Annotated in this window: 17 protein-coding genes and 1 pseudogene; 6 read left to right on the forward strand and 12 right to left on the reverse strand. The window is 34.7% G+C overall.

Going from position 1 to position 14,395, the window contains the following annotated elements; genetic code table 11:
• Positions 1-12: 12 nt before the first annotated feature.
• On the reverse strand, positions 13-1,632 hold the full coding sequence (locus ABC228_RS06875) for an MDR family MFS transporter (RefSeq protein ID WP_345824367.1): 1,620 nt from the start codon (positions 1,630-1,632) through the stop codon (positions 13-15).
• Between the two features lie 179 nt (positions 1,633-1,811).
• Here ABC228_RS06875 and ABC228_RS06880 point away from each other — a divergent pair, with 179 nt between their 5' ends.
• The 3 genes from ABC228_RS06880 to ABC228_RS06890 all read left to right on the forward strand — a co-directional run bounded on the left by ABC228_RS06880 (position 1,812) and on the right by ABC228_RS06890 (position 4,051).
• Positions 1,812-2,684, forward strand: coding sequence for a TetR/AcrR family transcriptional regulator (locus tag ABC228_RS06880; RefSeq protein ID WP_345824368.1), 873 nt, complete (start codon positions 1,812-1,814; stop codon positions 2,682-2,684).
• Positions 2,685-2,980: 296 nt separating this feature from the next.
• Positions 2,981-3,244: a CD3324 family protein gene (locus tag ABC228_RS06885; RefSeq protein ID WP_345824369.1), complete on the forward strand. Its 264-nt coding sequence runs from the start codon at positions 2,981-2,983 to the stop codon at positions 3,242-3,244.
• Positions 3,245-3,415: 171 nt separating this feature from the next.
• Positions 3,416-4,051: a FusB/FusC family EF-G-binding protein gene (locus ABC228_RS06890; protein ID WP_345824370.1), complete on the forward strand. Its 636-nt coding sequence runs from the start codon at positions 3,416-3,418 to the stop codon at positions 4,049-4,051.
• A gap of 89 nt (positions 4,052-4,140) precedes the next feature.
• Here the strand turns inward: ABC228_RS06890 and ABC228_RS06895 are convergent, their stop codons facing one another.
• Positions 4,141-5,319 carry an MFS transporter gene (locus ABC228_RS06895; protein ID WP_345824371.1) on the reverse strand — a complete coding sequence of 393 codons (1,179 nt, stop codon included), beginning with the start codon at positions 5,317-5,319 and terminating at the stop codon, positions 4,141-4,143.
• A gap of 80 nt (positions 5,320-5,399) precedes the next feature.
• On the opposite strand from ABC228_RS06895, the gene yeiL reads away from it, so the two are divergent.
• Complete coding sequence (yeiL, locus tag ABC228_RS06900; RefSeq protein WP_345824372.1) at positions 5,400-6,071, forward strand: transcriptional regulator YeiL; 672 nt, start codon at positions 5,400-5,402, stop codon at positions 6,069-6,071.
• A gap of 57 nt (positions 6,072-6,128) precedes the next feature.
• Here yeiL and ABC228_RS06905 read toward each other — a convergent pair whose 3' ends face one another.
• From ABC228_RS06905 to ABC228_RS06930, 6 genes are all read right to left on the reverse strand, one after another.
• Complete coding sequence (locus ABC228_RS06905; protein ID WP_345824373.1) at positions 6,129-6,926, reverse strand: LysM peptidoglycan-binding domain-containing protein; 798 nt, start codon at positions 6,924-6,926, stop codon at positions 6,129-6,131.
• 164 nt (positions 6,927-7,090) lie between these two features.
• Positions 7,091-7,516 (reverse strand): hypothetical protein, encoded by a 426-nt coding sequence (locus ABC228_RS06910; RefSeq protein ID WP_345824374.1) that lies wholly within the window; start codon positions 7,514-7,516, stop codon positions 7,091-7,093.
• Between the two features lie 578 nt (positions 7,517-8,094).
• Positions 8,095-8,505 carry a DUF3888 domain-containing protein gene (locus tag ABC228_RS06915; protein ID WP_427902212.1) on the reverse strand — a complete coding sequence of 137 codons (411 nt, stop codon included), beginning with the start codon at positions 8,503-8,505 and terminating at the stop codon, positions 8,095-8,097.
• A gap of 102 nt (positions 8,506-8,607) precedes the next feature.
• Entirely contained in the window at positions 8,608-9,045 is a 438-nt protein-coding gene (locus ABC228_RS06920; protein WP_345824376.1) for a hypothetical protein, read from the reverse strand.
• A gap of 132 nt (positions 9,046-9,177) precedes the next feature.
• A complete protein-coding gene (locus ABC228_RS06925) occupies positions 9,178-9,552 on the reverse strand; it encodes a hypothetical protein (protein ID WP_345824377.1) in 375 nt (124 codons plus the stop codon).
• Positions 9,553-9,644: 92 nt separating this feature from the next.
• Positions 9,645-10,181, reverse strand: a complete 537-nt coding sequence (locus tag ABC228_RS06930) for an ATP-binding protein (protein WP_345824378.1) — start codon at positions 10,179-10,181, stop codon at positions 9,645-9,647.
• A gap of 433 nt (positions 10,182-10,614) precedes the next feature.
• Between ABC228_RS06930 and ABC228_RS19095 the strand changes: the two are divergent.
• Together ABC228_RS19095 and ABC228_RS06935 are read left to right on the forward strand one after the other, a co-directional pair.
• Positions 10,615-10,737: pseudogene (locus ABC228_RS19095) on the forward strand (TetR/AcrR family transcriptional regulator); the annotation flags it as partial.
• A gap of 3 nt (positions 10,738-10,740) precedes the next feature.
• Entirely contained in the window at positions 10,741-11,181 is a 441-nt protein-coding gene (locus ABC228_RS06935; protein ID WP_345824379.1) for a hypothetical protein, read from the forward strand.
• A 203-nt stretch (positions 11,182-11,384) separates the two neighbouring features.
• Here ABC228_RS06935 and ABC228_RS06940 read toward each other — a convergent pair whose 3' ends face one another.
• The 4 genes from ABC228_RS06940 to ABC228_RS06955 all read right to left on the reverse strand — a co-directional run bounded on the left by ABC228_RS06940 (position 11,385) and on the right by ABC228_RS06955 (position 14,314).
• Complete coding sequence (locus ABC228_RS06940; RefSeq protein WP_345824380.1) at positions 11,385-11,891, reverse strand: hypothetical protein; 507 nt, start codon at positions 11,889-11,891, stop codon at positions 11,385-11,387.
• Between the two features lie 162 nt (positions 11,892-12,053).
• Entirely contained in the window at positions 12,054-12,665 is a 612-nt protein-coding gene (locus ABC228_RS06945) for a YdcF family protein (RefSeq protein WP_345824381.1), read from the reverse strand.
• 216 nt (positions 12,666-12,881) lie between these two features.
• The gene (locus ABC228_RS06950) at positions 12,882-13,145 is read right to left on the reverse strand and encodes a hypothetical protein (protein ID WP_345824382.1); all 264 of its coding nucleotides are present in this window, start codon (positions 13,143-13,145) and stop codon (positions 12,882-12,884) included.
• Between the two features lie 146 nt (positions 13,146-13,291).
• The gene (locus ABC228_RS06955; protein ID WP_345824383.1) at positions 13,292-14,314 is read right to left on the reverse strand and encodes a serine hydrolase domain-containing protein; all 1,023 of its coding nucleotides are present in this window, start codon (positions 14,312-14,314) and stop codon (positions 13,292-13,294) included.
• Between the last annotated feature and the right edge of the window lie 81 nt (positions 14,315-14,395).

A 14,395-nucleotide genomic window follows, 5' to 3' on the forward strand; every position in this document is an offset into this window, starting at 1 on the left:
TCATCATTTGTATTAAGCTTTACCATCAGCTTCCTTCTCGTAATATTCATCCCCTTGCAAGTCATGCTCAGGCATAAAGAAGGTTCCAATTAATGTTAAGATAGCGAAGCCTAGGCCAACTATGAAAAGACTATGAATACCGGAGGATAAGGAAACTTTAACTGCATGTAAAAATTGTTCAAATAGCTCTATTCCTTTATCTCCCATTTTTGCAAAAGCCTCTTGTAAGCCTTGTTGCGCTTCCTGTGTTAGTAATGCTTGCGGATTCATGTTGGCTAGTTCTGTACCAGCACTTTGCTGTAAATTGGCTAATTCACTTGGCATCGTTTCTTTCATCTTGTCAGAGAATCCACTGTTTAATAACGAGCCAAATATTGGTGCCGCAATTACACCGCCCAAGGAACGAACGAATTGCTGTGTGGCATTGACACTACCCATTTGCTTGTATGGGAAAATATTTTGGACCGATACATTAAAGATTGGCATAAGTGAGCCAATTCCAATTCCTAGAATAACCATATCTAGTATGACGGTTGGATATGTTGTATCAACATCTACTAATGAAAATAGGATTAATCCTACTACCATAAACACCGCGCTGATATGCGCTATCATTTTGTATTTTCCTGTTCGGGTCATATACTGACCGGCAATGACCGAGCCTGCAATGAAGCTAATCATCATCGGTGCCATTACTAAACCACTATTTTGGACACTCATTCCGAGTACACCTTGAATATATAACGGTAAGAACATTAACGCGCCAAACATCGCCATCGTAACAAACACGGCCAAAATGAGCGTAATAGCAAATAATTTATTTTGGAAAAAGGAAACTTCAATAACTGGATCTTTACGCTTTCTTTCATAGAGCATAAAGAATACTAAGACGATCAATCCACTTCCGAATAAGGTGATTGTTTGCCAGTCTGACCATGCGTATTTGTCCCCTGCCCAAGTGAATCCAAACATAATTGGAAGTAATCCGATGGTTAGAAGAATCGAACCAATCCAGTCAACCTTGGTTCGTTGTTCTGTTTTAACTTTAGGAAGGGCGTAAAACACACCGATTAATGCTAATACGGCAAATGGAAGATTCACAAAGAAAACCCATTCCCATCCAATATTTTCTGTAATCCAACCACCGATAGTTGGACCTAAGATACTCGATACGCCGAAGACTGCACCAATTACTCCCATCCAGCGTCCGCGCTCTTTCGGATTAAAAATATCCCCAATGGTTGCACGTGGCATACTCATCATCGCGCCGGCGCCAATCCCTTGGATGGCTCTTGCGATAATTAACCATTCAATGGATTGCGAAAACCCTGATAATACCGAGCCGATTGCAAAGACTAGTAATCCGAAAATGTAGAAAGGTCTACGACCATATACATCGGATAGTTTTCCGTAAATCGGTACTGAAATAGCAGAAGTAATCATGAAAGCACTAAATATCCATGAATATAATTCAAATCCTTCTAAATCACTTATGATGGTTGGTATTGCTGTAGAAACTACGGTTTGGTTCATCGAAGCAAAAAACATGGTCATTAATACAGTAGCTAATGCCCACCCTTTTTGCTTACCAGTAATCTGGTTCGTTGTTTGTATATTCGTTTTAGAAGCCATCTATTATATCCCCCTTTTATAAAAATGACTGTTCGGTTCAATTTTTACTATGCATTCGAAATAATAACAAATAATTAATATATATTCAATGATTTTATGTTTACATCTCAATAAAATACCGGTAAAATCTAATTAAGATTATAATTGAACCGACCGGTCATTCAAAGGAGAAAATGATAATGGATAGACGTACATCAATATTATTAGCAGCCATTAATCTATTCGCAACAAAAGGATATCATGAAACATCAATGCAAAATATAGCAGCAGAAAGTAACATTGCGAAAGGCACGATTTATTCGTACTTTCATTCGAAGGACGAGCTATTATTATCAATTATTAACTATTGCCATGAGGAAACCAAACAGAAGCTAGAGCAAATTAATTCATCATCCCTATCTGCAAAAGAAAAATTTAAAAAACAAATCGAAGCATCCATGGAAGAACGCTTGAAATATAAAGACTTTTTTATGATTCAACACCGTGAGCAAACCTTAAATTCAAGCAAGCAGATAAAAGAAGCATTTCTAGCAATGCAGGAGGATAAGCTGCGTTGGATGGCGCAAGGGTTTATTCATATCTATGGTAAGCATGTTGAAAAGCACTGCTTTGACTTATCCGCATTATTAGATAGCATTGTTTCAGGATTCCTGCGGATTATATCTGTTAAAGCTGATGTTATTTCAATTGAAGACCTATCAGACTTTATTATTAGCCGATTTGATGCGATGGTTAAGATTACGCTTGAAGAAGAGTGGGAGCCTTTATTTCCCTCGAACTATAAAGAGGACTTCTTTGATTACATTCGCCTGTCATCGTCCAATAAAGAGCTTGCTTATCAACTAAAACAAATGGTAACAATTATTCATGACCTTGACCTCGCAGAAACGAAAAAAGAAGATTATCTTAAGACAATCGATTTCTTGAGAGAAGAAGCAACCCAAAAAGAGCCAAGAAATATGATTTTAAAAGGGGTTATGCATGAATTGGGAACCGTTCAAGAGCTAGCTCAGCCTTTAAGTAAAATTAAAAAAATACTAAAGATTGATTAATCCAACCTAACCGCTTTCCTAAAAAGGAAGTGGTTTTTTATTCGATAAATACAGCAATATTGAATTACCATTGAAAATAAAATGGATTTTTATTACAGTAAAGAGGTAGGTTAATGAAGCGTATTAAGAAGAAGGTGATAGCAATGACATGTAACGTGTCTGATATTGCAGCTTCTCATGCAAAGTCTAATAATGAATAGGCGAATCTTTGCATGAGGTTAGTAAAAATAATATTCGTCTAGTAATTATAGGCTTTGCACCTTATTGATCAGATTAAGGATAAGGAGCTGTCTATAATGAGCTATGTCAAAGCGAATTCGATTTTACCGGAAGAGCTAATTAAAGAAATTCAAAAGTATATTCAAGGGGAAACCATTTATATACCGAAAACGAAAGCTAGCTATCAAAAATGGGGTACATGCTCTGGAGCTAGAAAATCAATTTCGGAACGGAACCTATCGATTAAAAAGGCTTATCAAAATGGATATTCCGTCCATGACTTAATGGAAGAGTATTACTTATCAGCAGATACGATTAAAAAAATTATTTATTCTAGATAGTTAATATCGCACTGGGAATCGAAAATGGATTTTCAGTGCTTTTTATATGCCAACATAATTTTCCTTTCTTATGTATAAATTGTTTTCTAACCGTTTTTTACATATGAACGAAGTGGGTTTTTCATTATAATGAGAAGTATCCTGAGATTTTCAATGATTGGAGGGAAAGGTATGGAACCTTTCATTCGAGTGGATCAATATAATTTTATCGGAAGACAGGCACGAAATCTTGTGAATGCACATGCAACTTCCAATGATGAAGGAGTAGTGAAAGTTGTTATATCGTTGGCAAATGAACGGGTACTTGCATTATTCCCGAATATAACCGAGGAACAAGAGCAGCTACTTATGCCGATTGTATCGGTAGATGATACCGAAAAAGCGGAACGGTTTTTATCACAGCTAAAGCCTTATGTGATTCCATTTAAGGTTACAGAACAAGGGATTAAGAAGTTATTTCCAAAAGTGAAAAAGCTAAAAGCTCCTGCTATAGAGGATTTAGATTTGCAAGCGTTATGTTATCTAAGCTGGATTGACTACAGTTCCAATAAAAAATTTATCGTCATGCATTCGAACGGAAAGTTAACGGGAATATACGGTTCATATGATTCACTAAAACAAAAAGGCATCTGTGCGATTTGTAATGGTTATGAGGAAGTAGGGATGTTCTTGGCAGAGAAGAAGGGTAAAGTACAAGGTACTTTTACAAAGAAAGGGAATTATATTTGCCGGGATAGTGAAGTTTGTAATCAGAACATTACCTCACTAGATAATTTACAAGAATTTGTAGATCGTATAAAAGCTTGATAATTGATTCTATTTTTTAGTTAAAGCAAGGCTTATCCAATATGGGTAAGCCTTGCTTGTTTAACACAATCGCTGTTGATAGACCGTCATTACCCTACACTTACTGCAACCTCTGTGTTCTTAACCTCCAATTTCCGATACACGATGGCAAGCAGCATAGATGGAATGGTACAAGCAATCATTCCAATAAAAGCATATCTTGGCTCAATTTCGTATAAGTAGCCACCGAAAATAGTAAATACTGCAGTACTCCAGCTGAGTGCTAACGCTGAATACACTCCCTGTGCTTTTGGTATCTGTGTGTGTGGAATATGCTTAATTAAGTATTTCATAAAGGCATAATGTGCCATGGCAAACGAGAATGCATGCAATGACTGTGCTAGACAGAAAACAATAACATTTGGAAAGGCAAATACGACGATCCATCTGATAGATGAACCAATTGCTGCTAAAGTCAGTAAAGATCCTACTGAGAAATGATTAAATCTTCTATCTGCAATAGAGAAGAAGATGATTTCAGCAATCACCGCAATATTAATAATGAGACCAATTAAGTATACTGGTGCATCAATGTCTTGTAGAAAAATATAGCCATAATTATAATACGTAGCATGTGCTGCTTGCAGTAGAATGACTATCATAAGCACTAAACTAAAGTGTTTAATGCGGAATAACTGTAATAACCCAACCTTTTCTGTTTGATCTACTTGTGGCTTTTTAGATAAAATGACAGGTGCACGCATTAACCCAAGAGCAACAACTCCGAGTACCCCTAGTAATAATGCCCATAGAATGATTTCATCACCGAACATTCCGGTGAAAATCGTTAACACCATCCCGACTGAAACAAATCCAATGGATCCCCACTGTCGACTTCTACCATAATGCTTCAATTGTTTACTTTGCACTAGAACACCAGCGGCGCTATCTAGTGCAGGCATTAGGGTTGGGTAAAATAGATGTAAAGCAATTGTCACGACTAGTAAACTGCCAAAGGAATTTGCTGGAATATAACCAAGAAGCGCAACTAATGAGCCGACCCCTGCTATATTTAATAGCATTTTGCTGCTAATCCTTCCTGATAAATACGGAAAAGCAAATAACGTAGAAAGCCCTCTTGCGAGCAAGCCTAAGCTCATAATCAAACTAGCCTCTGAAACGGTAATTCCTTTTGTATAGATCATCCAGCCTGACCAGTAAGGTAGAAAAATACCCCATGTCAGAAAGAAACTAAAAAACTGTCTACTCATCCATCGTTGTGTGTTCATGATTATCCCCCTCATCGATTGCATGGTATCATGGAAATAGATAGAAATAATAGGAGATATCTCACATTTTGAGGTGAATCATGAAAATTTATAAAGGTGCAAAAAAGCAGCTGTATTTGGAAACGAACTCGATTGGACACTTGTTCTCCTTTCCGGTAGAGGAGTTTATGGAGATCCATGAATATGAACGTGATGATTGGATTATTCAAGAGGATACAAGACCTGATTATCTATTTTATGTCATAGAAGGAAAAGCAAAGATTTATATCACACATCAAAACGGAAAAGTATCGTTAATCAATTTTATTAACGAAAATGAATACATTGGGGAAATGGAATTATTGCATGATGTGTACTATACAAAAGGGATACAAGCCTCCACGAAAACAATTTGTTTTGCGCTTCCTATTTATTACTACCGTAAGCGATTATTGGAGGATGCCAAATTTCTACGTGAATTAACCAAGTTTTTGAGTCTAAAGGCAACCACGATGGCAGCTAAGTATACACAGAGTCAGGCCTTTCCATTAGAAAATCGGTTGGCTGACTTTATTTTGCAAACATCCGATGAAGGTGTATATAAGGAAAAGCATGTGACAGTCTGTGATTATTTAGGCGTATCCTATCGGCACTTGCTGCATGTACTGACACAGTTTTGTGAGAGAGGATATTTACATAAAGAAGGACGGAACTATTACGTGAAGCAGTACCAATCCTTGCACGAGCTTGCGAAGGTGTTGAGAAATGAGTAGTTGTCAACAAGTAAAAAGAAATCGGCTGTTACGTAGCCGATTTCTTGTATTAACAGCTTAAAATAGCACCGGTAATTGAACCAAGTCTTGCATGCTTCCATCTCGTGGACTGCGGGTATAGACCCATAACTCACCTGATTGTGTAGTCGGTTGTTGATCCAATGTGATGGAAGTAGAAAAGGAGCCATATGCGGGAGCGCCTGCTGTTGTTTGTATGGGCTTTTCGCCTGATACAATTTGATTATTCAGGTCAACAATACGATAGAGTATAGTTCCTTCAAATGCACGAGCAAATCCCTCAAGGCTTTGCCCATCCTGAATTCTTGTTCCTGGAAGCGGCTGAAGAACAACGATGTTACTCGAAGTTGGAAGTGGAACAATAAGCTGATATCCAGGGTAAATCACATCCGGTGAAATTCCTGGACGATGGCGATTCGCTTCAAGTAAAGCAGATAAAGAAATTCCGAAGCGTTTCGCGATTTTATTTAAGGAATCTCCTTGCTCCACTAAGTAAATAAGAGCAGGAACTTGAAGTACCTGGTTTTGGTATATTTGATTAGGGTCCATGATCTGATTATTTATTCCTTGCAGTAAGTCTATCGTTGTTTGATAGCGTCCTGCAAGCTCGTTTAGTGTTTCTCCAGCACTTACGATGTGATTTACCTGTCTGTTTCCGGGCATTGAAATAACGAGTACTTGACCAGGATAGATAAGATAGGGATCGGTTACAGGAGGATAGATGGCATTTGATTCGACAAGAAGAGGGACTGTTCCTCCTATGCTTGAGGCAATCGAAAACAATGTATCTCCCTGTTTTACTGTATAAATAAGAGAAGTACCATCAACAATTGGCATTCAATCACTCCTAGGCTGTATTCATATTCCTAATCATGGTATTCGTCTAGGTAGCAATCGGTGATTGAAAGGGAGGTTTATCAATAATAGGGGATGATGGATTATATTATAAAACTTAGAGAAATAATAAGGTTCTGCCCACTCAGCTAAACACCATTTGTGATTTATTCTTGTGTTAAATGTTTGTACTCTAACACTTCTACAGTAAAACTATGTTTACAACTAATTTTAGGGCTATCACAAGGTGGAGATACCCTTACTTTAACCAAGTCTTCTACATATTTAAGTGGATTATTGTTAGGTACTTGAATCCTTATAGAAATATCATAAGAATGGTTGTTGTTATAAACAATATTGACAATCCTTTGTTTCCTCCACCCAAAACCAGAACTTTCTTTACCTCCATACTCTTTTATTACCCTTTTATCAATAGTTGGATAAATAATATCCCAAATAATATCTTCAGGTGTAACATACCAGTCTTCAGCATAGGGTTTAATTTCCTTTTGTTCTTGAGATTTAGCATTAACTAAGTAGTAATTTGTAGCAAATAACATTAGAATCGTAAATAAAACAGTCAGTTTCTTCAAGATGCTCAGTCCAATATATTTATCATTAGAATGCGACATCTTCATTTGTTTTATCCAGATCTGCTTGGTATAAGCACACAAGCTCTTTTTCTACTAAAGCATCAGTTTGTTCAAGTATATTATTTCACAATTTTATTGCTCACTCAGTGTAGAACTATTTGCAAACAACTTAATTTTGTCATTTAAAATAATCAAAAAGAATTCTTTCTATGCTAAAATCTTCATAGCATTGAGTTTTACTTCATTTACACAAACATCGGAGAGCATAGGGGCTTTAGCGTGAGTATTATTCGGACAAAGAATAAACATAGAAAATATAACAATTGCTACAGTAAGATACTGTTTCACTATTTAACACCTCTTTTTGCTCTTAATATCTCAATTTAGAAGAGGTTATTCCTTTCAATTATGTATATCTTCAATAGGGTAATTTAATTAATCGATCCTGTTAGCGAAAAATAGTTTTGCTTTATTCAATTTTTTATTAGACGATTAGTACTACAAAAATAGCGTTAATCCTTACTGAATTAACGAGAATTAACGCAAACCGTTAATGGAATAAGTGAGTAGACTATTTGTTAGTTAAAGTCCACTCTTGGATAAGTTTTTAGATGTTCATAATCAATTAACTTACCATCTGCACTTACTACAATTATATCTTCGCCATAAGTAATATGAGCACGATAATAAGGCTGTACTTTTAACGTGATTTCATATGCTCCACCTACACCAGATAACTGCTTGATCTTTAATATCTCCGTATCGTATGAAGCCCATATAAGACCTTCTGGTGCTTCTTCATCATCTTTATAAATTTCAGATATTGCTTTATCAACTGGGTCTCTTAGGCTATTAATTAATGCATATTTAAGTGTTTCGCATATTTCCGTATCAGCTTCATTTATCGTTTGTGAAAATACTGGGGTGTTATAGCTTACTAGAAATATTATTAAAGTAAGGCTTAAAGTTAGCTTTTTCAAAAACTTCACCTCAGTTTAGTATTAGAATCTAAACTGGTCTTATTCAAGTATTCTGCTTCTATAGTAAAAATGCGACTGCTTATTTCGCAATCGACCTTTTATCACAAGATATTAGTGATATCTAAACCAAACAAACCATCCTTTTCCCTTGCTTTTTGATAAAAAGATTTGACCTTCTAACGCACTGGCACTTTTTCCTTCCCATTTAGGAAAATACAATCTTACTAACCAAGATTTATTAGCAACCGCTTCTCCACAAAAGTTTTTTGCCATTCCATAATAAACTTCATCATTTACTTGTCTAACTGTTTTAGGAAAAGGGAGAGCAGTTACTATATCCCACTCAGAAAATAGTTCTCCATACTCACCTTTTTCGTAAGTATTAGGAACAATTGAACTAAGTGCATTTAATAGTTCATCCTTATCTTTAATAGATGTTTCCTCTAAGTGTTTTAGTTTCGGGCATTCAACATTTGGTTGTGCATAAATATTGCTTGGTACAAAGATAATAAAAGTTATTAGCATTGCTATTACACCAAATCTTTTCATAAACTTCACCTCTGTACTAATATCCCAACACCCTCTGTGCTTATTCAATTATGCTGCACCTTTCGTGGAATAACTTCTACACAAAAGCGAAATTCCTTTTTGAACTATTGCACCCGTTCGTTTAGTAAACTCTTACTTTGATAATTCCAAAAAGAATTCCCTAATATCATCTGGTAATTCTTCTACTGCAAGAACCTTTAATCTCTCAGTTCCAGGAGAAGTCATAATTACATAAGACTTATCGTTATAATCAATAAGAGTGAATTGTTCTATCTTATTCGCTGTGTTAGCTTGAATATAGTTAAAATCTTCTTCTGCAAAATTACCCTTATAACCATCTAAGATTAGTTCTTGCACTTCCTCAAAACTCTCTGCAACTGTCAATTCTTGATATAATTCAAGTGAGTTTTTAGGTGTAAAGAAATACACGTAATACAACGAACCGCCAATTATTATTAATGCTAAGACTAATAAAGTAATCCAATCTTTTAATTTCTTTTTGACCACAATTTTCTCCCCCTTTGCTTATTCAACTCTTCTGTACCGTTAATACAGTAACAAAAAGCGATAATTATTCTTAGACTATCGCCCCCATTAGTTCAATTAGTATTTAGATAATCTAAGACAATATCAACTCTTTCATTGACTGAATAATCCCCTTCAATTTTTAATATTGGACAAGATAAGTCTGCCAACCAATGTTCATGTAAAGATTTACTTCTAACTTCCATTCCAGCAGTATCATATAAAGAGGCCCACTCTAAGAATGTTTTCGATTGTTCATATTTACTACCACCAGCTAATATTTCTTTTCCATAACGCTGAAATTCCCTCTGTTTTAACCTTTCAATCCTTATATCCTGCGGAATCCATAAGAATATAACAAGGTCAAAATAACTTTTAAAGTTATCCCCCCAACCACAGACTGCACCAGAAAGGATAATGTTTTCATTAAGTGAAAAATCTTTTTCAAGCAACTGTCTTCTTTCAGGCACTTCTCTTTGCTTAGTGAATTTAGTTGTCCAAAAGTAATCATCGGTATCAAGAAATGTATGAGGCAGAAACTTTGATAATGAAGAACCAAGTGTTGAAGTTCCAGCCCCGGAAGCTCCCATTATGTGAATTTTTTCTATCATAACTCTCCTCCTTAGAAACTTTTTCATAACCTGAAATTTCTCATGCTTCTTCCACTCTTCTGTCCAAAAAGTTCGACAAAAAATTATTAGGGATTATTATGTTGATTATGAATCTTGTTGTTTTACTTTGGCCCCGTTAGCTCAATAACGGTTGCACTAAAAGTCCTAAAGTTTATGCTCTTCGAATAAATCAATATTTCTCTTATTTATTGCATAATCTTTAATTTGCTCTCCAATATTTGCGTATAGTTGAATTTCCTCTATTTGAGTTAATGGTAACCATTTTCAACCCCTGAGGAGAGACTACCATCATCAATATTAGCCAGTTTATTGATTACTCAACAAACAACTAAATGATGTTGATTAAAACAAAATAAAAGTTGATAAATGAGGAGAAAAAAAGGACAGAAGACAAAGAAAAACACGAACAGTTATACTCAATACATGTATAGCTCTCATACAAGAAAAGGACTTTCAAAAAATCACCATTAATGAGATTGCGCAACGAGCAGATATTAATCGAGGAACATTTTATCTACACTTCGTAGATAAATACGATATGCTGGACAGCTTTGAAAATGAAATGATTGAAAAAATTGAAGAGGTCATTGTGAACAACTTACCGAAGGAGCGATCTGATCAACTTTTTATTCAATCTAGCTATGATACAACTGTACAAATTTTAACATGCTATGAAGAGAATAAAGAACTACTTCAGTTTCTCTTAAAATCTAGTTATTCTTCCTTTCAAACAAAACTAAGAAATAAACTAAAGCTTGTGTTTACCAATTTGATTTTTCCTATACTAGGAGAGTTAGAATATGAAATCCCAACTGATTTATTTACTATAGCTTTTACATCTATTTCATTAAGCTTGGCAGAATACGCCTATCAATCAGAAACACCTATTAATATTGAGAAATCAGCAAATTTGTTGTTCAATATTGTTTTAGAAGGTCCTGCGAAAACGTTAGGATTAATAAAGGATGGAGATATATAAGATTTTATATTATTGACTCCTCTTTTTGTTATCAATGTTAATGGAAATCCTTTGTTGTTCCTTTTGCACAATCCTGCCTCGTTAGTACAACAACTTTGTACTTTGATATTTATATAATTTTCTAAACAGTTATCCAAGAAATAAAGACCATCAATTTGATGAACCCTTGCTTCACTCTTGTACCCCTCAGTACAGTAAAAAAATCACGATTTTTTCCCTTCTTCGAACATAACCTGGAAGTATTGCAATACATATCTTTTGTAAACTTCTTCCAGTTTATCTGTAAGTATTGAACCATTGGGGAGTGCTGTCCATGCAAAATTAATTTCTTCATCTAGTGCGTTCTTCATTGATAACAGTACTTCTTTTTCAAATGGTAAATCCTCTATTGTTGGATTTAACAATGCGGTTGTAATGAATTTATATACCTTGCTATTTCTACACTCATCATCAAGAAGGTTGACTACTTCACATCCTAATGCTACTAATGAACCTTGTTTTACGATTTCCAAGTGTCTTTGATACCACTCCATCTCTTTGTCAGTAGTAGCAAAGAGAAATCTCTCATACTCAAAATGTTCATAATCAATATTATGACCGAATCCGCCGTAACTTGTAATCATATCATAGTACATCCACTGTACTTTGCCGAATTCTATTTGGAACTCTTTATAGTTATCAGCTTGTAATTTGAAATAATTTTGTCCCATCATTTCATCTCCTAATACAACACTCTTCCACTAACTCATCGCGATAGTATAATAACGAGTGCAACTATCCTTCTTGAAGTAATGCCCCCGTTAAAACAGTAAAGATATTTGTATTTACTGAACAAACCTAATTACTACAAAATCATAGTTCATTTACAAAATTTAAAGTGTAAACTTTAATTTTTCGTCTTTAATAGAACCTTGTTTAACATATTTAATGATTTTTTCCGCTTCAGTTTCAACACGAATTCTACCCTTTTCACTTAAATGCCAATTATTCTTTCGGGTTACGCCATCATGTGTTGGACACAAAGTGAATTTGAACCAACTTGGCATATATGTTTTTAATGTCATGTCTAACCTCTTCATATGAAAAGAGTTTGTTACTACTAAAATTCTATTTATGTTGTGTAATTCAAATTCTCTTTGTAGTACCAATAAAGAAGCTAATACATTTTCTAAGGTATTTAAAGATATTTCTTCCGTAATAATATCTTCTTCAAGAACTCCTAGAGCCAATGCTTCCTCTTTTAATAATGCGGCTTCAGTCAATTCACTTCCCTCAAATTGCATTCCACCAGAAAACAATATTTTTTTTGCTCTGCCTTGTTTATATAATTCGATTGCTGCTGGCAATCTCCAATGCACTGCTGTTTTACTCCCTACAACCAAGATACACTCCCCAGTATTACAGTCATCCTCAATATCTGTAAATATAAGGTTAGTTATTTGTTTTCTTGTTAATTCTTCAAAATTTAATTGAGAAATATACATTTTTCACCTCTATTTTGCTAAACTATCCTGCCCCGTCAGCACACTATCTATATCGATACTAACATAATATTTCAAATATAATATTAGAAATTTCCCATAAGAAAAAGGCGATCTTTCTGATTGTTATTTGTGTCTAACAACTAGGGTCCAGTTCATCTTGGATCACCTTTTTAAAGTTTTGAACCCGTTAGCTCAACATTTATAGATAAAAAAGTTTTATTTCTTTTCAATTTCTCTTTTTAATTGGTAAATCTTAACTTCCAACGAATCAACATATTTTCTTACTTCTCGAAGTAATATTCCAACAAATAGGATAACTAACCCACCTACTATAAATACATAGGCTCTAATTGTTCTAATCGTAAAAATGTAATCATTAGTTCCATCATATCTATACTCCCAAGTTTGAGTCCAGCCAAAGAAAATAAAAATAATACCGAATGATATTGGTAATATGGAAATCCATCTTATATCTTTCAAATTTCTTTCACCCCTTCACCTTCTTAAACTAAAGCTTTCCCAGATGACGCAATAAAAAGTCCTCTTCCTAATGAAGTAAAGTACCCATTAAGGCAATATAGAATCTGCCAACGAATGGCTTCTTATAAGAACGTAGAAACTCTACACTATGAATTTTTAAAACTTGAAATTACCAGATTCCCAAACATTTGAATATCTTTAATATAATCGAAACCTAAGTTCTCGTAGGCGTTTAAACTATTGGACATTCTAACAGCCACTGCATTATATTCGGGAATAACTGTACAAGAACATCCGGACGCTCCAAGTATTTGATAAGAACCATCTGGTAATTCTGAACCTAATTCATTGTAACTAACAGACACATCTCCATCCTTAACCCACCATAAAAACCCGAACTTTGGAAGTTGATGGGGTAAGGAATTGGGGCTTTGAACAGAAGTAGTTAGTTCAAATATCTCTTGTGGAAGTATTGATCTACCTTCAAGTACCCCTTTGTTTAAATGTAAATTCCCCCAATATGCTAGTTCTCTGGCACTTACATATAGATTTCTTTCATCACCTATATTTGAACCTAATCTCAATATAGGATAACTCTTAGATAAATCTATATCACAAACTAAATTGTTGTCTCCTTCAGTAACCCATCCAGTGTTTGTCCAATTCAAAGGATTAAACACTCTCTTTGAAAGGATGTCGTTTACAGTTTTGCCAGTAACTTTATATAAGATTTCCGCCAATATTTCTGGTTTCTTTCCCTCGATATCAGTTCCTAAATTAAAGGTACGATAAACGTTACCATTTTTAAATTTTAGACCCGTACACCTTGTTAATAGATGTCTAATTGTTGTCTCTCCAAGAGTTTCTTTATTATATTCCTTTATATAGTCACTTAATCTATCATCCAGGTTTAATATGCCTTCATTTATAGCTATTGCAATTGCAAGTCCAACATAAGTAACTCTAACCGAATAAACATTAAATCTTGAATCATAATTTATCTTTTTTGCCCCTTGCTCAAAATGATGCTCTCCGGAATACCATTCGTGTACTATTTTATTATCTTTCATAATAACCACCGTAGAACCTGATGCTTTCGTATCTCTTCGAACTTTTTCAATATATCTGGTGAGATTTTTAAAAGCGTCTTTTTTAAAAGTTTTATTCATCCCTTAATCCATCCCTTTTTTGATACAAGTTCTCTTGTTATTCCACTAACCTGCCTCTTTAGTATAATAACTTTCATCACA

Origin of the sequence: Ornithinibacillus xuwenensis, from assembly GCF_039614845.1 — a bacterium.
In the GTDB taxonomy this organism is placed as follows: domain Bacteria; phylum Bacillota; class Bacilli; order Bacillales; family Amphibacillaceae; genus Ornithinibacillus; species Ornithinibacillus xuwenensis.